Consider the following 20827-nt stretch of genomic DNA (forward strand, 5'->3'; position numbering starts at 1 on the left):
GACGACGGAATCGGCCTGCCGGAAGGCGAGATGTGGCCCAAGCCAGGCAAGCTCGGAGCGCTGATCGCGCGATCGCTGACCGAGAACGCCAAGGCGCAGCTAGCTGTCGAGTCCAGCGCCAACAAAGGGACGAAGGTGACCATCGTTTTCAAACGGTCGGCGGCAGCAAGCTAAAACGATTGCCGTCGAACATGGCAGGCTGGCGGCTGGCTTCATGGCGGTTTTGAGCAGGTGGCTGCAAATAGGCCCGGACGCGCTTCGCGGCCTGCTTCACATGGTCGAGGTCTTCCATTATGCTCCAGGCTTGCTGCTTCTGACTTCGGCGGCCAGTCCATCCCCACCTAGCGGAAGGCACTCCCGCCTGATTACGTTGCGGCTTGAGTCTTGACGGCGGGGGCACCTGACGCCTTCGCGCTCATCACGCGTGGGCCGGCAATTCAGCAGCGAGTCATCGCTTGGCCAATCTTGCCGAGGACGAAGGTCTAACCTACAAATAAAATTGGCCCGACTGTTCGTGGCCGGAGGTAACCGCGAATTTGCGCTATCGGGACAGGAGAGCAGTGCTGTAGGCAAACCGCGATGCGTGCATTCGTTCGATTGGTTCTACGATTATCCTGACGCCTGGGGTGACCAGTTGCACCAGTATTTCCTACTACGCGCAATCTTTGCAGGGTCATGTGCAGATCATCGCGGCCCGCCAAGACATCGGAAAACTGATCGACGATCCTTCAACCCCTGAGATATTGCGCGCCCGAATGGCATCGGCGGCCGCCATATAATAGTTTGCGGCAAAGACGGCCTCGATCGAACGGCTGAGGACGCGCTCGCCAACAGATTGCGCGACAGACGATGGGGTGGATACCGCGGATACGACGCCTGGTTCGATGCTCCGATCAACAACGCGAAGCTCGCCGCGACTTCCGTCTACAGCGATTCGGTTCAAAGGCTTGGCGCGTTGGACAAAGCTCGCCGCGCCGAAGCGCGATGCATAGAAGCCGGGATAGTCGCCCGAACACAAGTCGAACAAGCGGAGTGGTCGACCGTTTCGTCCTCCCCGGGGACGAGCCGGTTGCTCTGGCCTGGGGCGACCTGATGGGTCTTGCGGAGCACCGTCTCCAGCATGGCGATCAGGTCTTCGGGAAGTATGGCCTCATTCTGCACAGACGGTTTTGCGTGGCTGTTACGGATGCCGGCGGGCACGGTGGCGATATGGCGGTCCTTTCGATCGAGCGGCTCGCCATGCTGCGTATAATTCCACGCCAGGGAGGAGAGACGGCGCTCGATCGTCGCCACAGAGTTTGGTTTCTTGTCTCCTGTAACCTTTCTGGATGCACAGGCCGTGATGTAGAGGCCGACGGTCTGCGGATCAGGCGGCAACACGTCGAGGTGCTGCCGGCGCGCCCAGGCGCAAAAAATCCGCTCTCGACCGAGCGGCGTCAGACCGGTATTCTTATGGATGTTCATCCGGTCCCCCTGGAGTCACTGAAGCTTCGACAATCTCAGCTTTCCCGGTTCGGACCGGATGGACAACCTACTGAAAGCTCACAACTAGCTACCAATGCGATCAGCTTTCGGGCTATCGGGCGCATCCAGGGAGGATGGGTATGTTCTTGGCTAACGGGCTCAAGCTGCGGGACCGCGGGTGCACGCTGACACTGATGTTGGCGATCATATGTGTATGTGCGCCTGCACTGGCGGCAAACGCGTCGGATCAGGCGTGCCGGTCCATCGCCAAGCTCAAAATTCCAAGCGTGATCTTTACCGAGGCTAGCCTTCAAAAGCCGCAGGAGATCCCCGCAGATCCCTTCACTGCATTCACCGGCGCCTCGCCTCAGGCGGTAAAAGTGGGCGGGCACTGCCTTGTCCGAGGTGTTATCGGGAAACGCCAGGGGGTCGATGGTCAATCATATGGCACCCGGTTTGAGGTGCGTCTTCCGACAACCTGGAACGACATGTTCCTTTTCCAGGGCGGCGGCGCAGTTGATGGCTTCCTGGCGCCGGCCGTCGGGACCATTCCTTGCCGGAACTCGACCGCGGCTCCCGGGCTCTTGCGCGGCTACGCTGTTGTAAGCATGGATGGCGGGCACCCAAGCCCCGATCCGGCTTTCGGGGTCGATCAAGCCGCACGCATTGATTTTGCGTACGCCTCCATTGGCAAAGTCACTTCTGTCTCGAAGCAGGTGATTGCCAAGTTCTATGGGGCGGCTCCGAAAAAGTCGGTGTTCATGGGATGCTCGAATGGCGGTCGTGAGGCGTTGATAGCGGCTCAGCGATATCCGCTCGAGTTCGACGGCATTGTTGCAGGTAGCCCGGGTTTTCGTCTCAGTGCCGCCAACATTGCCGAAGCCTGGGATACTCGCCAGTACATGAGCATCGCTCCCAAGGATGAGGCCGGCCATCCCATTCTATCCCGCGCCTTCTCCCAGCAGGATCTGAACATCGTCGCCAAGGCGGTTCTCGCTGCCTGTGATGCCCGCGATGGCATTGAGGATGGCGTCATCAACGCCTGGCAGCAGTGCCGGTTCGACCCAAAGGTCCTGTCCTGCCAAGGCGATAAGACGGACAGCTGCCTCACGGCTGGTCAAGTGCAGGCCATGAGCCGCGCGTTCGCGGGTCCGGAAAGCTCCGATGGCGAAAAGCTTTACAGCGATTGGCCATATGATACGGGCGTTGCGGGCGCGGACTGGAGAATGTGGAAGCTGGGCAATTCCCCCACTTCCCAGTCGGATGCAAATAACATCGTTCTGGGAGCCCGCTCGCTTCAATACTACTTCATGACGCCCCCGGCGCCGAATTTTGACCCCCTGAAGTTCGACTTCGACAAGGATCCGGCACGCGTTGCGGATACGGCCAAGCTCAATGATGCGACCGGCACGTATCTCGCCAGCTTCGCTGCCCACGGTGGAAAGCTGCTCTTGTTTCAGGGACTTTCCGATCCGGTCTTCTCAGCCAACGATCTGGTGCGCTGGTACAAGCAAGTCGTCGAGGTCACAAGCGGCGGCGATTTGGAAGCGACTCGCCGTTTCGTGCGCATGTTCATAATCCCGGGGATGACCCACTGCGGCGATGGCCAAGCCTTCGACGACTTTGATCCTTTGGCCGCCATCGAGGGCTGGATAAACCAAGACAAGGCTCCGGATTCTCTCGCGGCTGGCAGCAAGGCATTCCCCGGCAAGCACCAGCCGATCTGCGCTTATCCCACTCAAGCTGCCTATGGCGGTAAGGGAAATCCCGATGAGATCGCGAGCTATTCGTGTCGGGGATAAGAGACCTCGTCATTTGTTCGCTTCAATCTGCGCGCATTCCCGGAACAGGTCTCCCGGACCAAGGATCGGTTGGAAAAGCTAAACCCGGAATTTGTGGGCCGTGCCATAACGCAGTTGATGATCATGCCTGACTACGAAGCGTCGGCCGCCGATAGTCTGGACACAGCGCTCGCTGTGCTCGATGAGGTAATTGTTATCGCCTGAGATCTGACCGCCTCATCCCAGCGGACAAAACGGGGGCATCAGAGCCCGGACGCCTTGGTGAGATTTACGCGGAAACGATCGCGCCGGCGCTGATAATTTCGCGTCATCTCCGCGGAGGCATGGCCGAGCTGTTTTTGCACATAGCGTTCGTCGACCTCGGCCGACGAGGCGAGGCCGGCGCGCAGTGAGTGGCCGGCGAATTTCTTGGCCCGTTCGCCCTCCGACAGATCGCCGCGCACGCCGGCGGCGAGCGCCGTGCGCTTGACCAGGCGTGCGACCTCCTGGTCGTTCAAGCGATCGGCACCGACGGCTCTGCCTTGACCAGCAACGCGCCGAAACAGCGGTCCGTGCGCAATGCGCGCCAGTCTTAGCCAGGTCTGCAGAGCGACCACAGGGCAGGTGGCGTCGGAGGAGCCGCGGCCGATTTCGACCTCGCGCCAGCCGGTTTTGCCGCGCAATGTGACAAGCAGACCCTTATCGGCAAAAATCTCGACCCAGCCGCGCCCGACCTCGGTCTGATCCCTGCCGACGTCGAGGCCGACGATTTCGGATCGGCGAAGGCCGCCGGCGAAACCCAAAAGCAGCATGGCGCGGTCGCGCAGACCACGCAGCGTGCCGCGGTCGAGGGTCGAACATGCGATCAGATCCTCGGGCAGGATCGCTTCCTTGCCGGGGAGGGGAGGCGTGGGTGTTGCGAACGCCAGCCATCACCGTGGCGATATGCCGGTCCTTGCGGTCCAGCGGCTGGCCGCGCTGGGCAAAATTCCAGGAGAGCGACGAAAGCCGGCGCTCGATGGTTGAAACGGTGTTGGGCTTTTTGTCGCCAGTGGCCGTACCTGACGCGCAGGCGGCGATATAGAGCCCGACGACCTCAGGATCGGGCGGGAACATCTCGATGCCTTGGCGCCGGCACCAGCTCGAAAAATGCTTCCAGTCGGCTGCGTAGGCGCGGCGCGTGTTGGCCGAACTCGCCGCCTCGATATAATCGCGCGCGCGGCCGGCGAGCGCCTCAAGCTGCGCAGGCAGGCTGGGATTGGCAATGGCTGGAAGGGGAGGGGACGAGGCTAGGTCGGCATCGCCCATCTGCATGACGATATCGATGATGTCGGGCAAAGCCGCGGCGCTTTGTGTGTGAAGCTTGTCCGAAATTCGTAGCATATTTCGGACATCTTGACCGTCACTTCGTCCGAAATCGGACCACAGATTTCGGACAAAGCCCCGGCATCAACCCGCCAATATCTCGATCTGCCGTCGCCGCTGCAAACGTCGCCTGTGAGAGGCGAGCCGCCTCTAAACTGGTCGTATATCCCGATTAATAATAAGAATGTAGTCAACTTCCATATTTTAGAGGGCACGCATGCTGCCACTCAACCGGCCTGATCACCACACAAAGTGAGGAAGAACCTGGTTAGGTGCAAAGCGACAATTGCCTCGACAGCGGGTCCCGGAAGGTTTATGCTGCCCAATCTTACCGCAATCCGAAATGGCGATTGAGTACCTTCACGAGTGAAGGGATTCCCGCGGTCTTAGAGATGAGTTGTCGAATGGCGCGAAGTCGCACAGAATCGCGAAGTCGCACAGAATCGTGTGTTTGATACCGATCAGGATCGCGAGCTATTTCAGGCGCAGAGAGGTCTTGCGCCCGATGCACGAGTTGCTCCCGGTCCAACGGAAGTGAATGGGGTGGAACTGCTTTGTCGACCAAATTGTTGACGGAACGTCCGGCGCCCATTGTTGCTACATGTCTGGATTCTTGGGGCGTTTTGGATGATGCAATCCACCATCTCACTCCAAAGGGCAGTGGAATCTGGAACAATGTCGCTTTTGTACGCAGGACATCCTTCGCGCCCGATTGGCATATTGTCTTTAACTCTGCTTCTATTTTTGGGCTCCCTGTTGATATCGAAGCGAGTCCAAACAGGACAATTTTTGCAATCGGCGAACCGCCGACGAAAGCTCATCGCGCATTTCATGAAGGGCAGGGGAAAAATACCATCGTCCTGACGTCTGACGCAGAGCTGGCTGCTCGGCAGAATGCAGAGCGCCGATTCGTTTTGTCTCCACCTATCACTCGGTCTTGGTCTGTAACAAAGACATATGACCAACTTCTGGTCAGCGAAGTCGTGGACAAGCCGCTTCGGCTCTCATGGATTACCAGTAACATCGCCCTGCTTAAAGGGCATCGATATCGGCTGGCGTTTCTGGAACGGCTGAGAGAGGAGCTCGATTTTGACCTGTTCGGCCGAGGTTTTCGGCTGATTGGAGATAAATGGGACGCACTCGCACCGTACCGTTACAGTATAGCTTTCGAGAATACTCGTGCTGATTACTATTTTACAGAGAAGCTTATGGACTGCTTCGTTGCTGAAACAATGCCGATCTATTACGGCAGCCCGGCAATCACGAGGTTCTTCCCTTCCGACTCAATGGTTCTGATTGACCCAGAGGACAAGAACGTAATCCAAAAAATTCAAGAAATCATCGACTCGGACCTCTGGAAGGAGCGTCGCGGCGCAATACAAGAGGCGAAGCGGTTGGTTCTTGAGAAATACAATACGTTTGCTTATCTCGCGGGCTTCATCGAAAGCGTTCACGATAAACCCTTACCGCCGGAAGTTATACACATCGGTTCGCCTGCGGTCGATTTTGGGAGAGACGAATGAAGTACTCCAACGCTCGCTTCGCGTGCCCGGCGGTTGGTGGTCTGGCGAGATCGGTACGGAGCGCTCGGCGGAGAATGCCTACCTGCGCAGACGGGCCGGCACGGGCGCACGAGGTCATGCGCCCCCGGCTGCCGCTGATCAGACGAACTGGGGAAGGCCAGGAACGGAATTGAGGACCTCGTCCACGAGTTCGTCGCCGGCATGTTCCTTGGCGAAGGCGATCGTCTCGTTGGCGATGGCGGCGATCTTTAGAATGCTGAGACCCTCACTCATCAATTGCTGGCCGAGCCCCATGAGGCCGCCTCCGCCCTCTGGGTCGTTGCCATGATACTTCGCCACTAATTCCGAAGCTCCGGGAATGGCCGCGATCATGCGCGCAACGGGACCGTCGGCCGCGTGGCGTTGCAGGAAACCCAGCATTAACCCAACGGCCTTCTCTGCGAGAGCCGGGCCGATGCCGGCACCAGTGGCGATGCGCGATAAGAATTCTTCCATGGCAGGGTTCGTCTCTCTTTAATGAGGTTTACACGGGGCCGGTCCGGCGCCCAAAGCGCCCTTGGCCGAACCACAATTGAACTCCACAAAAATAGGCCGGCGGAAGTGCTATTGCAACTGCGCGTAAAACCGCCTCTGTCAACGCAAGCTGCGTCGGACGTGCGTATTTCGCAAAAACGGGACAGTCGTTCCGCTAAATCGCGGACAGCAGTTTCACTAATTCGCGGACAGCAGGATGGGGTCGGCGCTCGGTTGCCTGGTTGAAGTCATTTGCGATTGATTTCGCCGTTTTCGGCGCCGGTCAAGGGCGGCGGTGTTTTTTGCTTTCTCATGCTGTCGCCTTCGAGGGTGATGCGATGGGCGTTGTGGATGATCCGGTCGAGAATGGCGTCGGCTATTGTCGGCTCCGCGAATGCTTCATGATGCACCTTTCCTTGATCGCCTGGTCCGTTGCAGTCGGCGTTGAAGTTGATCGATCTGGTCGCTGGAAAGGTTTCCGCTTGGCCGCGGGCGTCACCATTTCTTTCCCACAAGATCCTTCAACGCGGCATTGTCGAGCATGGCGTCGGCCAAAAGCCGCTTCAGCCGCGTGTTCTCGTCCTCCAGAGCCTTCAGTCGCCGAGCCTCGCAGACATCCATCCCGCCGAAGCGGGCCTTCCAGTTGTAAATCGAGGCGTCGCTGACCCCGTGCTTGCGGCACAGATCGGCAACCGATACCCCGGCCTCATGTTCCTTCAAAATTCCGATGATCTGCTCTTCAGAGAAGCGGCTACGTTTCATGTCCTGGTCCTCTCGATGGGCCAGAACGAACTTCAAACCGGATTAGATAAGAGGGGCAAGGTCAAGGTCGATGACTCAACTGTTGTGTGGGGAGAGCTCTTACTTCTCATTCGCTCCAAATGCGGACGCGGCGCACGAGCTCGGAAGTTGAGATCCCGTAGCGATCGTGAAGCGTCGGCAGCGCGCCAGCGTCGAGGAACTCGTCGGGCAGGGCGATCTGGCGAAAGACTGGGGTCACTCTCTCGCGCATCAGCAGCGCGGCAACGCCTTCGCCAAGGCCACCAATGATGGTGTGGTTCTCCGCCGCCACCACCAGCCGTCCCGAACGGCGCGCGGCAGCGAGTATCGCCTCCGTATCCAGAGGTTTGATCGTCGGAACGTGCAGAACGGCGCAGCCGATCCTGTCGGCTTCAAGCGCCTTCGCGGCCTCCAGCGCGCGCATGGTCATCAGGCCGCTGGAAATGAACAATACGTCCGCGCCCTCGCGCAGCATTCGCGCCTTGCCGATTTCAAATGTATAGTCGTCTTCGTCGAGCACGACAGGAACCTTACCGCGCGAAAGCCGCATGTAGACCGGCCCGTTGTAGTCCGCGATCGCCTCCGTGGCCTGTTCGATGTCGAGCGCGTCGCAAGGGTCGATGATCGTCAGGTTCGGCATCCCGCGGAAGATCGCGATGTCCTCCGTCGCCTGGTGGCTGGGGCCGTAGCCGGTCGTCAGCCCCGGTAAGGCGCAGACGATCTTCACATTGAGTTTCTCCTCGGCGATCGCCATGCAGATGAAATCGTAGGCACGTCGCGATGCGAAGACGGCGTAGGTGGTGGCGAAGGGCGTAAAACCCTCCCGCGCCAAGCCGGCGGCGGCGCTCATCAGCACCTGCTCCGCCATGCCCATCTGATAGAAGCGGTCCGGATGCTCCTGTGCGAAGACATGGAGATCGGTGTATTTCGCGAGGTCTGCCGTCATTCCGACGATCCCGGGCCGCTGGTGCGCCAGTCTGGCCAGTGTCTGTCCAAACGGCGCATTGCGTGTCGGTACGCCATCGGGCGCGATCGACGCGATCATCGCCGAGGTGGTCTTGCGCTCACCGGCATTGGCGGCGTGGCGCGGCGCGAATTTTGACAGCCTCACTGTGGGCGTCCCTTCTCCAAAGCTTCGAGCGCCAGCGCCCATTCATGCGGTTCGACGCGGATGAAATGCGTGATGTCGCGGGTTTCCAGGAACGGCACGCCCTTGGCCATGCGGGTATCGCAGACGATCACACGTGGACGAGGCTCCTTCAGCCCGCGCGCCAGGTCGAAGGTCACGCGGACCGCTTCGATGTCGTTGCCGTCGACGCGCTGCGCGTGCCAGCCGAACGCCTCGAACTTGTCTGTCACCGGCTCGGAGGAAAGCATGGCCGTCGATGGACCGTCGGCCTGCTGGTTGTTGAAGTCGACGATGGCAATGAGATTGTCGAGCTTGTGGTGGGCCGCCGACATCGCCGCTTCCCAGGTCGAACCCTCGCCGAGTTCGCCGTCGGACAGGAGGTTATAGACGAAACTGTCGCTCTGCTTGCGCCTCAGCCCCATGCACATACCGACAGCGATGCCAAGGCCGTGACCGAGCGAGCCGCCGGTGATCTCCATGCCGGGCGTGTATGCCGCCATGCCGGACATCGGCATGCGGCTATCGTCGCTGCCATAGGTCTCGAGCTCTTCCTCCGGTAGCACGCCCGCTTCGATCAGCGCCGCGTAGAGCGCGATGGCGTAGTGTCCGATCGACAGCAGGAAGCGGTCGCGTCCCTCCCACAGCGTGTCGTCCGGCCGGTAGTGAAGCGCATGGAAATAGGCGACGGCAAGCACGTCGGCGATACCCAGTGCCTGTCCGACGTAACCTTGGCCCTGGACTTGACCCATCCGGACGGCATGTCGGCGGATACGATAGGCTCGTTCGGCCAGGCTGACATTGCTGCCAGCGCGAGGCATCTCAAGATCCGGTGTCCTCTCAGCCATGGATCAGCATCCCACCGTTGACGTCGATCACGGCGCCGGTGATGTAGCTGGCCAGATCGGACGCCAGAAAGAGATAGGCGCCGGCGACGTCGCGTGCGTCGCCCAGCCGGCTGAGCGGGATTCCCTTGATGATGTCGGCGCGCATGGCCTCGGTCAGTTTGCCCCCAGTGATGTCGGTCTGGATCAGGCCCGGTGTGACGCAGTTGACGCGGATGCGGTCGGGCCCGAATTCGCGCGCCATGGCCTTGGCAAGCCCCAGAACACCCGCCTTGGCAGCCGAATAGTGCGGGCCACCGAAGATGCCGCCGCCGCGCTGGGCCGAAACCGACGACATGCAGATGATCGAGCCGCCGCCATTTTCGCGCATGTTCGGGATGAATGCCTGGCTGAGATAGAGCACGCCGCGTAGGTTGACATCGAGCATGCGGTCCCAGTCAGCCGGGCCGATATCCAGTGTCTTTGCGGGCTGCGTGACGCCCGCATTGTTGCAGAGCACATCGATCCTGCCCAAGGTTTCTGTCACTTGCGCCGCCGCCCTCTTGCAGGCGTCGAGGTCCGCGACGTTGCACGCAAGGCCGATATGGTCGGGTCCAAGCGACGCAGCGGCGTCACGCGCTTGCCCGTCATCGAGGTCGAGTATTGCAACGCGAGCCCCGTGCTGTACCATCAGCGCTGCCGTGGAGCGGCCAATTCCCCGGGGGCCCGCGGCCCCCGAAATCACCACGGCCTTGCCCTTCAGCAACAAGTCGAACTCTCCTGCTATTTCTGTTTGCCGGCGATCTAAAGTCGGTAGAACCGGGCGGCGTTGTCATGGAACAGCGCGAGCCGCTCCTCGTGCGGGTGGGCGATCGTAATTTCCTTGAAGGCGTTCAAAATGGCGTCGAAGCTCGAGAACAGCTTGTCGACGGGGAAGTTCGTCGCGAACATCGAGCGGCCGACGCCGAAGACTGCGATCGCCTCCTCGACATAAGGACGGATCGAGAACGTGGTCCAAGTCCAGTCGCCCATGCCGAGGCCCGAGATCCAGGCGACGTTCGGCGCTTGCGCTAACTGGTGCATGCCTTTTTTCCAGGCGCCAAAATGCTCGGCGCCGTCGACCTGCATGCCGGTGTGATTGAGAATAATCTGCACGTCGGGAAAGTCGCGCGCCAGTTCGAGGAACTCGCTCATCTGCGGATAGTAGAGCTGCGGGTCGAAGCTCAGCCCGCGCTTCGCCAGCTCCCGGAAGCCGCGCCGCCATTCGGGCGTACGACTGACCTCCGGCCGCGCCAGATAGGTCTTGGCGGGGTCGGGATGATAATTCATCGGCTGCCGCATGCCGCGGAAGTTCGGATATTCCATGTGGCGGTCGAGGAGGTCGCCGACGTCGGGTTGGGACAGGTCGGCATAGCCGACGATGCCATGCGGAAAGCCTCGCTTGTTGGCGATCTCCTGCAGCCAGCGCGTTTCCCCAACCGGATCGCCGGGATCGAGAAGCAGCACTTCGGCTCCGGTGGAAAGGGCACGAGCGATCTGGACGATCTGGCCTTCGTGGAGGGACAATTTGCGTGCCGGCATTATCGACGATCGCTTCGCCGATCGCTGGGTCGATCAGCTGGAGCGCTCCGAGCGCAGTTTCGCGCGTGCGGCGACGGCTGATCTGCGACCAGCCCGACCTCGCATGCACAATGCCGATGTTTTCCGCGACCGGACAGCTCGGGCAACAGCGCCAGCTCCTGATGCACCACCGCCATGATCGGGCTGTTGTGGTCGGCCTTCGACGAGGCGAAGCCAATCTCGCCGGCTTCGCGTGAGGTCAGCCCTGTGACGATGCGGATGAGAGTGCTTTTGCCGGCGCCGTTGCCGCCCAGGAGCGCGTGGATTTCGTCGGCCCGGACCTGAAAACTCACACCCCGCAGGACACGGGTTGCGTCATAACTCTTCTCGATATTCGCAGCTTCGATCAGGGGCTTCCTGGTCAATACCTGTCCAACTCCCGGCACGTTGCCGGCGCTACCCAAGCTTTGGGTTGAACTCGGCTCCATCCTGTATCTCCTTCCGGGACCACTGTGCGACCGATTGACATTCGGCTCAATTTTCGTTTCTTAACATTCTGTGTAGCTGAGCTTAACTGACGAGGACGAGGTCAGACATCAAGTTCAATTCGATGACGCATTTCGAGGCAGTCGCGCGGCTCGGCGGCGTGGCAAAGGCCGCTCAGGAATTGCAGGTGACACCTTCGGCGGTTAGCCAGCAGCTGCGGCTGCTCGAACACCAACTCGGGGTGCGGCTTTTTCAGCGCGAAAAGCGCCATCTCTCGCTCACGATCGACGGTGAGCGGCTCTTCCAGACCACGACCCAGGCTTTCGAATCCATACGCGAGGTGCGTAATGCCATTGTGCGGCAGCGCGAAAGCTTCCAGCTTAGCCTGCGCGTCAGTCCTTCCTTCGGCGAGAAATGGCTGGCGCCGCGGTTGGCCGAGTTCAGCAAGGGCTATCCGAGCTGGAATTTGCGCGTCGACGCCACGCCCAATTTCTCGGATTTCGAAACGGAGGTCATCGATCTCGATCTTCGTTATGGCGACGGCGGCTGGGCCGGCCTTTATTCGGATTGCGTCGTCAACGATCTGATCCTGCCGATGTGCTCGCCTTCCTATCTTGCCGAACTGCGCGCGATCTCACCGGATCCGCGCGAGCAGCTTCGCCATGCGCGGTTGATCGACAGTGTGAAGGCCTATTTCCGGTGGGATTATTGGCTGCCGTGCAACGGTATCCAGGGCGCCCGCATGACGTATCCCTATCGTTTCGACCGTTCGTCAATGTCGGTTCAACTGGCGAAGGACGGTGCAGGTGTGGTCCTGGAAAGCACATCCATCGCATTCGAGGACCTGGTGTCGGGTTCTCTGGTTCCGGTCTCGATAGAGTTCGAGGTCATCGAGTTTCCGGGATACTGGCTGGTCTGTCCTTCGCGGCATATGAACCGGCGCGCGGTTCGCCTGTTTTCGGACTGGGTGTCACGCGTGGGTAAGCGCGACACCGATCTGGCTCGCCGGTTTCTGGCGGATAAGCAACTGCGCATATCGTTCGAACGACGGCCTCATTTCGGGGCACGGGATGACAAAGCGGCGCCAATGGCGTGAACAGTTCGGCGTTCAAGACATGGCAAGACGAAGATTGACAGCACGTTGCGGTTGAGGAGCTGGCAAAACGCAGGCTGTGTGCAAGCGAATGGGTTGGCCCCGCTTTTCATTTTCCGCGTAGCCTGTGCCTGTGGCTGCCCGCGCCACAAGGCGTTGGTGCACAAATGTGGCATTAGGCACAATCAGCTCTTTGATGCCGCCTGCTATGTCGGCCTTGCCGGGCAGCGAACGGACTCCGGGCGTGCGCACGCCGTCATGCGGTTGAGAACGGCGCAGCCGATGGCGACCTCGGTCTGCTGAGCCGAAAAGGAGCGGGCTCGCAGGCGACGTCCGATCAGCCCCTTGTAGCGCCCGACGGCGGTCTCGATCAGGGCGCGCTTGCCATAGCCGGTGGACGCCTGCCAATTCAGCCTTCCATCATTGGCGATCGCCGTGATGTGACCGTCCCTTTGACCGGGTGGTCCGGTGTCATCACTCTCCACGGCCGTTGAACGTGGCGGGATGACTATCCTTGCGGTGACGCTGTGTTGCAGCACCGCGCAGTAGGTGGGACCGCCATCATATGCTCCGTCGGCCGTGAATTGGTCGATCTCTGCGTCGATCCGGTCGAGCAGCGGCTTCACCTGCGAGGGATCGTCGCCGTCCTAGTCGGTCAGACAATGGGCGATGATCTCGCCGCTGTCGGCATTGAGAACCAAATGCAGCTTGCGCCAGGTCCGGCGTGATCTGGCACCGTGCTTGTCTTCCAGCCATTGGCCGGCGCCGTAGACTTTCATCCGGTGCTATCGATCAGCACATGCAGCGGACCGTCCTCGGATGCCGCTGCCGCTTGGCCGATGGTTCCCATATCTTCGCCCGGCGGCTTAGCGTCGTGTGATCGGGAACCGGTAGATCAAGCCCCATCAGATCGAGCAGCGAGGTCGCCAATCCCTCGCTCTGGCGCAGACGAAGCCCGAAGACGCATCCCAGTGTCAAGACCGCCTCGATGGCGAGATCGGAATAGCGGGGCTGGCCGCCGCGGGTCGTTCTTCGCGGCGCATGCCACCTGGCCAAGGCTTCTTCTGTCAACCACAGCGTCAGACTGCCGCGCCGCCGAAGGCCCGCCTCGTATTCCGGCCAGTTTGTCACCTTGAATTTCATCTTCGCGCCTCGGTGACGGCGGCTGGCATTGTGTTTGTAGGGCATCGGGCGAAGATCATGTCGTTGGCGATCTCGCCTGCCTATCGGCAAACCCTTGAAAAATTGTTCCACGCACCAACGCCTCGACAAGCACCTTTCTTCATACATTTCCCGAACGACCCGCAGCGCAAAGCCTCCCCATGAGAAAAGAGCTTCCCATGTCTTTCACGCCATTGATTGACCCCGAGATCAAGGCCCGCTACCCGGATTTTCATCTGATCAGCATTGTGGTGCGGAACGCTGAAATCGACGTGCCGGATGCACAGGCGTTGAACGACACGATTGCGGCGGCGGAACAGGCGGCGCTTCGCGATGACGCCCAAAGGGACGCGCGTCTTGCGGCGTGGGCCGTTGCCTACGAGGCTTTCGGCACAAAGGCCAATCGAACGCCGTGCTCGGCCGCCGCGCTTCTCAAGCGGGTGCGGAAAGATGGCTCTCTCCCGCGGATTTCCCCACTGGTTGATGCCTACAATGCCGTCAGCGTGTTGTATGGCCTTCCGATTGGCGGGGAAGATCTCGATCTCTACCAGGGGTCCCGAGACTTTTAATTGCGAAGGGAGCGGAGCCATTCGACACGATCGAGCAAGGTGAAATGGTAACCGAGCATCCCGAACCCGGCGAAGTCATCTGGTGCGATGATTCCGGTGTCACGTGCCGCCGCTGGAACTGGCGGCAGGGGCGGCGCACCATGGGTCACGGTCGATACCCGCGCCATGTGGCTCGTGCTGGAAGCCCTCGGCCCAATGTCAGCTATACAGATGACGGGCACCGGAGAGCATTTGATGGACTTATCCAAGCGTTGTGCCCGGGTGCGAATCGAAACCGCGCGGATCGACGAGTCCACTACATCTCGTGTCCCTTAGGGCATGGCCCAGCTTTCGGAGAAACACCCCACTCAGCCCTGTCCGGATCTGGCGCTCCTTGCTCGCTCCGCTGGCCTACACAGTTGATTGCGAACGACCCAGAACGGCTCTCGAAAACGAGCGTCGAACGAAATCAGATCACCGCTTGTTCTCCCTTAGCGTTGTTTGGCGTACTTTTATCGCGATGCCCTCTTGTGGGGCGTGCCATAACGCAGTTGATGATCATACCTGACTACGAAGCGTCGGCCGCCGATAGTCTGGATACAGCGCTCGCTGTGCTCGATGAGGTATTGTTATCGCCTGAGATCTGACCACCTCATCCCAGCGGACAAAACGGGGCAGGGAGGGGGGCTTTTCAGAGCCCGGACGCCTTGGTGAGATTGACGCGGAAACGATCGCGCCGGCGCTGATACTTTCGCGTCATCTCGGCCGAGGCGTGACCGAGCTGCTTTTGCACATAGCGCTCGTCGACCTCGGCCGACGAGGCGAGGCCGGCGCGCAGCGAATGGCCAGCAAACTTTTGACCGCGTTCGCCCTCCGACAGATCGCCACGCACGCCGGCGGCGAGCGCCGTGCGCGTGACCAGCCGCGCAACTTCCTGGTCGTTCAAGCGATCGGCACCGACGGCTCTGCCTTGCCCTATTACCCTTCGGAACAAAGGGCCATGGCCGATCCGCGCCAGCTTCAGCCAGGTCTGCAGAGCGACCACCGGGCAGGTGGCGTCGGAGGAGCCGCGGCCGATTTCGACCTCGCGCCAGCCGGTTTTGCCGCGCAATGTGACAAGCAGACCCTTATCGGCAAAAATCTCGACCCAGCCGCGTCCGTCCTCGGTCTGATCCCTGCCGACGTCGAGGCCGACGATTTCGGATCGGCGAAGGCCGCCGGCGAAACCCAAAAGCAGCATGGCGCGGTCGCGCAGACCACGCAGCGTGCCGCGGTCGAGGGTCTCGAGCATGGCGATCAGATCCTCAGGCAGGATCGCTTCCTTCTGCCGGGGAGGGGAGGCGTGGGTGTTGCGAACGCCAGCCATCACCGTGGCGATATGCCGATCCTTGCGGTCCAGCGGCTGGCCGCGCTGGGCACAATTCCAGGAGAGCGACGAAAGCCGGCGCTCGATGGTTGAAACGGTGTTGGGCTTTTTGTCGCCAGTGGCCGTACCTGACGCGCAGGCGGCGATATAGAGCCCGACGACCTGAGGATCGGGCGGGAACATCTCGATGCCTTGGCGCCGGCACCAGCTCGAAAAATGCTTCCAGTCGGCTGCGTAGGCGCGGCGCGTGTTGGCCGAACTCGCCGCCTCGATATAATCGCGCGCGCGGCCGGCGAGCGCCTCAAGATGCGCAGGCAGGCTGGGATTGGCAATGGCTGGAAGGGGAGGGGACGAGGCTAGGTCGGCATCGCCCATCTGCATGACGATATCGACGATGTCGGGCATGTCGTCATCGCCGGAAGCAGCGGATGATCGTTGCGCGTCGCCAGCCATGCTCATGCCGCTTCGATATCCGTTTGGGAGAAGTCTTTGCCGATGAAAAGCAGCGGTTCATCCGCACGCTTTGCCAAAGCATAGGACAGGCAATCGGCAAAATTCAGCGCCGCCGGGTGGTGGCCCTTGCCGTAGGTCAGCCAACCCTGGGTCGCCAGATCAACCAATTCGGAGTCGACAGGAATGATGTCGGCCTCGATTTTGCGCAGCCAAAGATCGATCTCGGCCAATGCGTGTTCGCCGCGCCTGCTGACCAGCACCATGCGTGCCTCGAGCACGCAGGTTGCCGGGACCAGACGGATTGGGTCCAAGACCAGCGCTCGTTCCAGCCTTGCTGCCTCAGGCTCGCTCCGAAGGATCGCTACAACAGCTGAGGTGTCGATCACCATCAGTTAGGGATTCCATGCTCGTCATACCCGATGATCTCCTCGTCGCTGCGACTATCCAGTTCAGGCAATCGTGCCACTCTTTCTCGGATGGCGCGCAATTCTGCCAGCAGACGCTCCTGAGCGGTCTCTCCAAAGCCCAAGCGATGCAAGCGCTCGCTCAGGGCCTGATGAATGGCTGCTGTCTTACTGATACCCTGGCGGCGTGCGAGTTCGTCGGCGAGAGCCACGGTGGCCGGATTTTTGATGTTCAGGGACACGAAAGACTCCAAAATTCTACCTTTCTGGCGTATTCTACCATGGTTCCCTAGCCCTCGTAAACAACGAATGATAATGCAACATTATCATTCGTTGTGCTGGTCCGACGGCCTGTGCGTTTTGGCATGAAAATCATGGCGAAAAGCGCACCGGCACTTTACCCTCCAAATCATGATTCGCCTCGACCCCGCCGCCGCCGTTCCCGTTCTCGAGCCGGTCGTCCCGGCCTGGGCGCTGGCCAACGGCGCTGTCGTCACCGACGCCGGCGCCGCCTTCTGTGCCGGCGCCGCCTTGAGCGCGCTCGAGACGCTCGCGCGCACGCAAGCCGGCTGGGCCGGCGCCTGGCGCCAGCGGCTGGCGCTGAAATGCGCTGCCGCCAGCATGCGGCTGGCCGGGCGCTCGGAGGACGAGGCCGCCTTGCGCGACGCATGGCATCTGCGCGAGGCCGGAGCCGATCCGGGCCCCGCCGGCGCCACCTTTGGCGCCTGGCGGCAGTTGGCCGGGCAGCCGCCCGCCGCCAGCGCCGATCAGCTCGAAAAGATCGTCGACCAGATGGGTCTCCATTGGGACGTTGAGGCGCTGGCCGCGGTTTGTGAACACATCGACGACCTGGCGCGCTCGGGGCGGCCGGCGCCGTTCGCCGCGGCGGCAATCGCCGCTGAGGTCGCCGCCATGCGTCCCGATGCCGAGCTCTTTGGCTGGTGGCTCGCCGACCTGGTGCTAGCGCAAAACCTGCGCTGGCCGCGACCGCTGCCGCTGCTGATGGCACACGCTTTTGGCCCGGCGTTTCGGTCCAAGTCTGGCGGCGGCAAGCGGATCCGGCCAGGCGAAAAAGGGTTTGAGCGGGCAGTGTGCCTGGCGCTGGCGCAAGCGGCGGCTGACGCCTGCCGGTTGGCCGCCGAGCTGTCGCGCCGGGCCGAAAAACTCCTGGCGGTGGCGCCGAAACTGCGAGCCAAAGGCGCCGGCGACGTAATCTTTCTGCTGCTCAGTGAAGACGCCGTGTCCGGGTCGCTGACGACCAAAAGCCTGTCGCGGTTTGCGGCGCGGCGCCTGTTCGACCGGCTGCAACAGCTCGAGGCCGTGCGCGAGCTTTCCGGCCGCACCACATTCCGGCTGTTCGGGCTGTAGCGATGAGCGAAGCGTCCGCCCGCCGCAATCCAAACGATCAGCCGGCGCTGCTCGACACCGAACTGGAACATCTGCCGGCGGAACTGCGCTGGCGCGAATGGATGGCCCGGGTCGAAGCGGTGATTTTTTCCGCCAGCGAACCGGTGACACGTAGTGTCCTCGTGCGGGTGGTGGGAAGGAACTGCAATCTCGAGCTGATCATCGACGACATCCGCGCCGAGCTCGCCGGCCGCCCCTACGAGCTGGTCGCGGTCGCCGGCGGCTGGCAGCACCGGACCAAGAAAGCCTTCGGAGACATCATCCACGCCGCATTCGGTACACCTGCGGGGCAGGGTGCGAAGGAATTGTCGCAATCCGAGGCGCTGGTGTTGATGTGCATTGCCTATTTCCAGCCGATCACCCGCGCAGAGCTGTCGACCTTCTTCGGCAAGGAGGTGTCGCGCGATCTGATCGGCGTGCTGCGCGCGCAGGAACTGATCGCCTCGGGCCCGCGCAGCCCGCAGCCGGGGGCGCCTTATACCTATGTAACGACCAAAAATTTTCTGTCGCAGTTCGGGCTCGACACGCTGCGCCAGCTGCCGGATTTCGAGTCGCTCGAGGATGCTGGGCTGCTGTCGAAGGAGAAGCTCCTGGCCGGCGACATCATGCCCGACTTTCCTTCCAATCATCAAAACGCCGATCCAGAGATCGAGGATTGACCGTCCGCTGGCACGAAGCAGCCGCTGGCAGTTGCGTGTCCGAAATATATTGGCGTTTTTCGGACAAGGGGCAGTTCCTGACAGAGGCGCTCAATCTGGTCGGCGATCTCGGAGGGGGCCCACCCGCAGCCAACTAAATCTGTGGGGAGCTTGCGGTCGAGGGCCTCCAGCACCTACCGCGGCGATCGCCAGCCATGGCAGAGTGAGTGGATCTGGTTCAAGGATCTGACAATGGCCAAGCGGCGCCCGGCTCACTGTGCACTGTGCGGAGAACTGCGACTGGTCACGCGGGAGCACGTGGTGCCTCGCGGGCTCTACCCGGATTCAAAGGCCAATAGCCGCTTCCAGCGCATCGTGATCCCGACTTGCGGGACCTGCAACAACGGGACCTCGGACGATGATGCGCATTTCAGGAACGTCGTCAGCATTGCCGGCGACGCGAACGCTGCGGTCAAGGAGTTATGGGACGGGCCGATTAGGCGCAGTTTCGGGCAAGTCGATGGCCGAAGGCGGGCATTGGACATGTATGCCTTGATGCAGCCGGTGCTGCGGGACCCCAGCAACCGGTACCAGGTTTATCCGGGGCGTGACCCGAGGATCCTGTGCACGCTGCGCAAGATCGTCAGGGGCTTGAGCCACCACCATGGCTTGCGGTCCGCGGTGGGTGACGACGAGGTCTTCGCGGATGTCCTGAAGGCCAACGTGCCTGACGAGATCGTCTTAAGCCTGCAAGCCACGGACGCCGAGCCTGACATTCTCACCTACCGCTACGGGCGGATCGAGGACAGCGCCGGACTGGAATCTGGATGGCTGTTGCGGTTCTACGAACGGACGATGTTCATCGGTCTCGTCTTCGAAAGCGCCGAAGCGAAACGGCGGCTGGAAGCCGCAGGCGAGCTCGCACGGCTCCAGGCAGACATCGCGCAGTCGATTGGTTCGTAAGGGGAGGGGCGGTTGACCGCGGAACAGGACGCATCGTTCTATGAGGGCAAGCCGCACGGGCCTATCGAGCAGCCCGACAAGGTTGTCGCCATCACTCTAGACGGCAAGCCGTTTGAGTTCCGGGATGCTTCGCTGCGGCTCGATGAGCACCTCGACCTTCAACTGACATGGACAGGAAGTCTCGGGGGCGGATTCAGAAGGATCGATCAGGATCTCAAAGTCACTTTCGAGGGAGGCACGACGGCCGAGTTTCTGATCATGAAGCATCGGTATCATGTTGTAGGACGTGAAGATTTTGTCGCGACATCCCGATTTTCGCCCTTGGAGTTGACGGGCAAAATCGAGGGCCTGCGCGGGGGCCGTCATTTTGAACGGTCCATCGATTCACCCTAAAGCCGTCGAGATCGAGCTGCAGGCCGACAATCTGGCAGCAATCGTGCGGCCTTTTGATCACTTCCATGCTATAATAGGCGCAGGCACGCGTCCGCCGCTGATGCGCACCACGTCCCATCGTATTGAGCTGCGTTCGCTGGACGGGCGGCCCCTAAGGGCCAAGAAAGCATACGATTTCCTCGGCCATGTCTGTGATTTTCTTGGGTTCATCAAAGGCACCAGGGTCGGATACGGCGAAGTCCGGAACGCAGCCAGGGACGGTTTCCGCTCCCTTGGCTTCAGCCGAGCCGATCGGCTGGACGCGCCAAAAAATTGGTACCATTGGGCAATCCTGGACAACTTGCCGGCACTCTTTTCCGGCTATATGGCGGCCTTCCAGCTGTCTGAAGCCCATCGTGGCATCGGGCGGGCGCTCGCCTACTACAAGATTGCGAACCTCTCCCGCGCCGACGCTGCGGAAACTGCGGTCATCATGTCTGCAGCCGCGTTGGAAACGTTAGCCGCTTACGTCCTGGGGACGAAGGGAGGCTGGACTCAGTCGATGCTCAGGAACGTCAGCCTGGCGGAGCAAATCCGGGCCTGTACCCGCTTGCTCAAGATCGAGGGCGATCCGACCGACCAGTCAGAGCTCCTGCGAAAGCGCCTGAAAGCCAAGAAGGGGCAGCCGGCCCGGGACGGATTTTCTCTGCTGACCGACTTTCGCAACGGTGTCACCCACTCGACGCCGTTCAAATATGATCTGGACAGCTACGATGCATGGGACGCATCCCAGTGGCTTCTGGAAGTGCAGCTGCTGGCGCTGTTCAACTATCGAGGCAAATACCAGGACCGGCGCCACCAGCGGCGAACTTATGCCGGAAACCTGGCAACAATGCCGATCGCATTGAGCGGCCCGAGACATAGGTGACGATTTGTACCGGACACATAGGTAACACTTTTCGGTTTTTGCCGGGAGGTGTTGATGCCGTGGAGAGAGTGT

22 protein-coding genes and 5 pseudogenes are annotated in these 20827 nt (G+C 61.0%); 12 read left to right on the top strand and 15 right to left on the bottom strand.

The window, feature by feature from the left end; translation table 11 throughout:
* The coding region (locus NKH98_RS31520) for an ATP-binding protein (protein WP_502894353.1) at window positions 1-174 on the top strand (174 nt) is incomplete at its 5' end.
* Here NKH98_RS31520 and NKH98_RS31525 read toward each other — a convergent pair.
* Entirely contained in the window at window positions 149-292 is a 144-nt protein-coding gene (locus tag NKH98_RS31525) for a hypothetical protein (protein ID WP_352904145.1), read from the bottom strand. The genes NKH98_RS31520 and NKH98_RS31525 overlap by 26 nt on opposite strands.
* Window positions 293-626: 334 nt before the next feature.
* On the opposite strand from NKH98_RS31525, the gene NKH98_RS31530 reads away from it, so the two are divergent.
* Complete coding sequence (locus tag NKH98_RS31530) at window positions 627-779, top strand: aminopeptidase (protein ID WP_352453905.1); 153 nt, start codon at window positions 627-629, stop codon at window positions 777-779.
* Window positions 780-835: 56 nt separating this feature from the next.
* The gene (locus NKH98_RS31535; RefSeq protein ID WP_352453904.1) at window positions 836-1093 is read left to right on the top strand and encodes an aminopeptidase; all 258 of its coding nucleotides are present in this window, start codon (window positions 836-838) and stop codon (window positions 1091-1093) included.
* A 2-nt stretch (window positions 1094-1095) separates the two neighbouring features.
* On the opposite strand, the pseudogene NKH98_RS31540 reads toward NKH98_RS31535, so the two are convergent.
* Window positions 1096-1413: pseudogene (locus NKH98_RS31540) on the bottom strand (integrase); the annotation flags it as partial.
* 191 nt (window positions 1414-1604) lie between these two features.
* Here NKH98_RS31540 and NKH98_RS31545 point away from each other — a divergent pair.
* Window positions 1605-3266 (top strand): tannase/feruloyl esterase family alpha/beta hydrolase, encoded by a 1662-nt coding sequence (locus tag NKH98_RS31545; RefSeq protein ID WP_352904146.1) that lies wholly within the window; start codon window positions 1605-1607, stop codon window positions 3264-3266.
* A 242-nt stretch (window positions 3267-3508) separates the two neighbouring features.
* Here the strand turns inward: NKH98_RS31545 and NKH98_RS31550 are convergent.
* Window positions 3509-4628, bottom strand: a pseudogene (locus tag NKH98_RS31550) (site-specific integrase).
* A 536-nt stretch (window positions 4629-5164) separates the two neighbouring features.
* Between NKH98_RS31550 and NKH98_RS31555 the strand changes: the two are divergent.
* The gene (locus tag NKH98_RS31555; protein ID WP_352493678.1) at window positions 5165-6133 is read left to right on the top strand and encodes a glycosyltransferase family 10 domain-containing protein; all 969 of its coding nucleotides are present in this window, start codon (window positions 5165-5167) and stop codon (window positions 6131-6133) included.
* Window positions 6134-6271: 138 nt separating this feature from the next.
* Here the strand turns inward: NKH98_RS31555 and NKH98_RS31560 are convergent, their stop codons facing one another.
* The 8 genes and pseudogenes from NKH98_RS31560 to NKH98_RS31595 all read right to left on the bottom strand — a co-directional run bounded on the left by NKH98_RS31560 (window position 6272) and on the right by NKH98_RS31595 (window position 11424).
* On the bottom strand, window positions 6272-6628 hold the full coding sequence (locus NKH98_RS31560; protein ID WP_352453730.1) for a hypothetical protein: 357 nt from the start codon (window positions 6626-6628) through the stop codon (window positions 6272-6274).
* A gap of 266 nt (window positions 6629-6894) precedes the next feature.
* Window positions 6895-7050 (bottom strand): annotated as a pseudogene (locus NKH98_RS31565) (ATP-binding protein); the annotation flags it as partial.
* 71 nt (window positions 7051-7121) lie between these two features.
* Window positions 7122-7408: pseudogene (locus NKH98_RS31570) on the bottom strand (transposase); the annotation flags it as partial.
* Between the two features lie 106 nt (window positions 7409-7514).
* On the bottom strand, window positions 7515-8537 hold the full coding sequence (locus NKH98_RS31575; protein WP_502894352.1) for a transketolase family protein: 1023 nt from the start codon (window positions 8535-8537) through the stop codon (window positions 7515-7517).
* Complete coding sequence (locus NKH98_RS31580) at window positions 8534-9373, bottom strand: transketolase (protein WP_502894354.1); 840 nt, start codon at window positions 9371-9373, stop codon at window positions 8534-8536. Before NKH98_RS31580 ends, NKH98_RS31575 begins: the two co-directional genes overlap by 4 nt.
* 19 nt (window positions 9374-9392) lie before the next feature.
* Window positions 9393-10145, bottom strand: coding sequence for an SDR family NAD(P)-dependent oxidoreductase (locus NKH98_RS31585; protein ID WP_352904147.1), 753 nt, complete (start codon window positions 10143-10145; stop codon window positions 9393-9395).
* 35 nt (window positions 10146-10180) lie between these two features.
* On the bottom strand, window positions 10181-10921 hold the full coding sequence (locus NKH98_RS31590) for an amidohydrolase family protein (RefSeq protein WP_352904155.1): 741 nt from the start codon (window positions 10919-10921) through the stop codon (window positions 10181-10183).
* A gap of 35 nt (window positions 10922-10956) precedes the next feature.
* Complete coding sequence (locus tag NKH98_RS31595) at window positions 10957-11424, bottom strand: ATP-binding cassette domain-containing protein (protein WP_352541522.1); 468 nt, start codon at window positions 11422-11424, stop codon at window positions 10957-10959.
* Between the two features lie 122 nt (window positions 11425-11546).
* Here NKH98_RS31595 and NKH98_RS31600 point away from each other — a divergent pair, with 122 nt between their 5' ends.
* Window positions 11547-12518 carry a LysR substrate-binding domain-containing protein gene (locus NKH98_RS31600; protein ID WP_352457357.1) on the top strand — a complete coding sequence of 324 codons (972 nt, stop codon included), beginning with the start codon at window positions 11547-11549 and terminating at the stop codon, window positions 12516-12518.
* A 203-nt stretch (window positions 12519-12721) separates the two neighbouring features.
* On the opposite strand, the pseudogene NKH98_RS31605 reads toward NKH98_RS31600, so the two are convergent.
* A pseudogene (locus NKH98_RS31605) lies at window positions 12722-13703 on the bottom strand (IS5 family transposase).
* 152 nt (window positions 13704-13855) lie between these two features.
* Between NKH98_RS31605 and NKH98_RS31610 the strand changes: the two are divergent.
* On the top strand, window positions 13856-14245 hold the full coding sequence (locus NKH98_RS31610) for a B3/B4 domain-containing protein (RefSeq protein WP_352904148.1): 390 nt from the start codon (window positions 13856-13858) through the stop codon (window positions 14243-14245).
* 670 nt (window positions 14246-14915) lie between these two features.
* Here NKH98_RS31610 and NKH98_RS31615 read toward each other — a convergent pair.
* From NKH98_RS31615 to NKH98_RS31625, 3 genes are read right to left on the bottom strand one after another with little or no spacing between them, the layout of a single operon-like run.
* A complete protein-coding gene (locus tag NKH98_RS31615) occupies window positions 14916-16049 on the bottom strand; it encodes a site-specific integrase (RefSeq protein ID WP_352904149.1) in 1134 nt (377 codons plus the stop codon).
* Entirely contained in the window at window positions 16046-16432 is a 387-nt protein-coding gene (locus NKH98_RS31620; protein WP_352690994.1) for a type II toxin-antitoxin system VapC family toxin, read from the bottom strand. The genes NKH98_RS31615 and NKH98_RS31620 overlap by 4 nt, the downstream gene beginning before the upstream one ends.
* Window positions 16432-16689 carry a type II toxin-antitoxin system VapB family antitoxin gene (locus NKH98_RS31625; protein WP_031195575.1) on the bottom strand — a complete coding sequence of 86 codons (258 nt, stop codon included), beginning with the start codon at window positions 16687-16689 and terminating at the stop codon, window positions 16432-16434. The genes NKH98_RS31620 and NKH98_RS31625 overlap by 1 nt, the downstream gene beginning before the upstream one ends.
* A gap of 169 nt (window positions 16690-16858) precedes the next feature.
* On the opposite strand from NKH98_RS31625, the gene NKH98_RS31630 reads away from it, so the two are divergent.
* The 5 genes from NKH98_RS31630 to NKH98_RS31650 all read left to right on the top strand — a co-directional run bounded on the left by NKH98_RS31630 (window position 16859) and on the right by NKH98_RS31650 (window position 20755).
* Window positions 16859-17815, top strand: a complete 957-nt coding sequence (locus NKH98_RS31630) for a DUF1403 family protein (RefSeq protein WP_352904150.1) — start codon at window positions 16859-16861, stop codon at window positions 17813-17815.
* 2 nt (window positions 17816-17817) lie between these two features.
* On the top strand, window positions 17818-18513 hold the full coding sequence (gene scpB / locus NKH98_RS31635) for an SMC-Scp complex subunit ScpB (protein WP_352904151.1): 696 nt from the start codon (window positions 17818-17820) through the stop codon (window positions 18511-18513).
* A gap of 231 nt (window positions 18514-18744) precedes the next feature.
* On the top strand, window positions 18745-19455 hold the full coding sequence (locus tag NKH98_RS31640; protein WP_352904152.1) for a hypothetical protein: 711 nt from the start codon (window positions 18745-18747) through the stop codon (window positions 19453-19455).
* 12 nt (window positions 19456-19467) lie between these two features.
* A complete protein-coding gene (locus NKH98_RS31645; protein ID WP_352904153.1) occupies window positions 19468-19848 on the top strand; it encodes a hypothetical protein in 381 nt (126 codons plus the stop codon).
* Entirely contained in the window at window positions 19823-20755 is a 933-nt protein-coding gene (locus NKH98_RS31650) for a hypothetical protein (protein WP_352904154.1), read from the top strand. The genes NKH98_RS31645 and NKH98_RS31650 overlap by 26 nt, the downstream gene beginning before the upstream one ends.
* The last annotated feature ends 72 nt before the right edge of the window (window positions 20756-20827 follow it).

The sequence above is a fragment of the Mesorhizobium sp. M0833 genome, from assembly GCF_040319905.1.
Taxonomy (GTDB): Bacteria; Pseudomonadota; Alphaproteobacteria; order Rhizobiales; family Rhizobiaceae; genus Mesorhizobium.

Bases quoted from the DNA above. Each gene is read 5' to 3' on its own strand.
- NKH98_RS31525 (WP_352904145.1), bottom strand. From the start codon at position 292: ATGGAAGACCTCGACCATGTGAAGCAGGCCGCGAAGCGCGTCCGGGCC.
- NKH98_RS31545 (WP_352904146.1), top strand. From the start codon at position 1,605: ATGTTCTTGGCTAACGGGCTCAAGCTGCGGGACCGCGGGTGCACGCTG.
- NKH98_RS31560 (WP_352453730.1), bottom strand. From the start codon at position 6,628: ATGGAAGAATTCTTATCGCGCATCGCCACTGGTGCCGGCATCGGCCCG.
- NKH98_RS31580 (WP_502894354.1), bottom strand. From the start codon at position 9,373: ATGCCTCGCGCTGGCAGCAATGTCAGCCTGGCCGAACGAGCCTATCGT.
- NKH98_RS31595 (WP_352541522.1), bottom strand. From the start codon at position 11,424: ATGGAGCCGAGTTCAACCCAAAGCTTGGGTAGCGCCGGCAACGTGCCG.
- NKH98_RS31600 (WP_352457357.1), top strand. From the start codon at position 11,547: ATGACGCATTTCGAGGCAGTCGCGCGGCTCGGCGGCGTGGCAAAGGCC.
- NKH98_RS31610 (WP_352904148.1), top strand. From the start codon at position 13,856: ATGTCTTTCACGCCATTGATTGACCCCGAGATCAAGGCCCGCTACCCG.
- NKH98_RS31615 (WP_352904149.1), bottom strand. From the start codon at position 16,049: ATGAGCATGGCTGGCGACGCGCAACGATCATCCGCTGCTTCCGGCGAT.
- NKH98_RS31620 (WP_352690994.1), bottom strand. From the start codon at position 16,432: ATGGTGATCGACACCTCAGCTGTTGTAGCGATCCTTCGGAGCGAGCCT.
- NKH98_RS31630 (WP_352904150.1), top strand. From the start codon at position 16,859: ATGATTCGCCTCGACCCCGCCGCCGCCGTTCCCGTTCTCGAGCCGGTC.
- scpB (WP_352904151.1), top strand. From the start codon at position 17,818: ATGAGCGAAGCGTCCGCCCGCCGCAATCCAAACGATCAGCCGGCGCTG.
- NKH98_RS31640 (WP_352904152.1), top strand. From the start codon at position 18,745: ATGGCCAAGCGGCGCCCGGCTCACTGTGCACTGTGCGGAGAACTGCGA.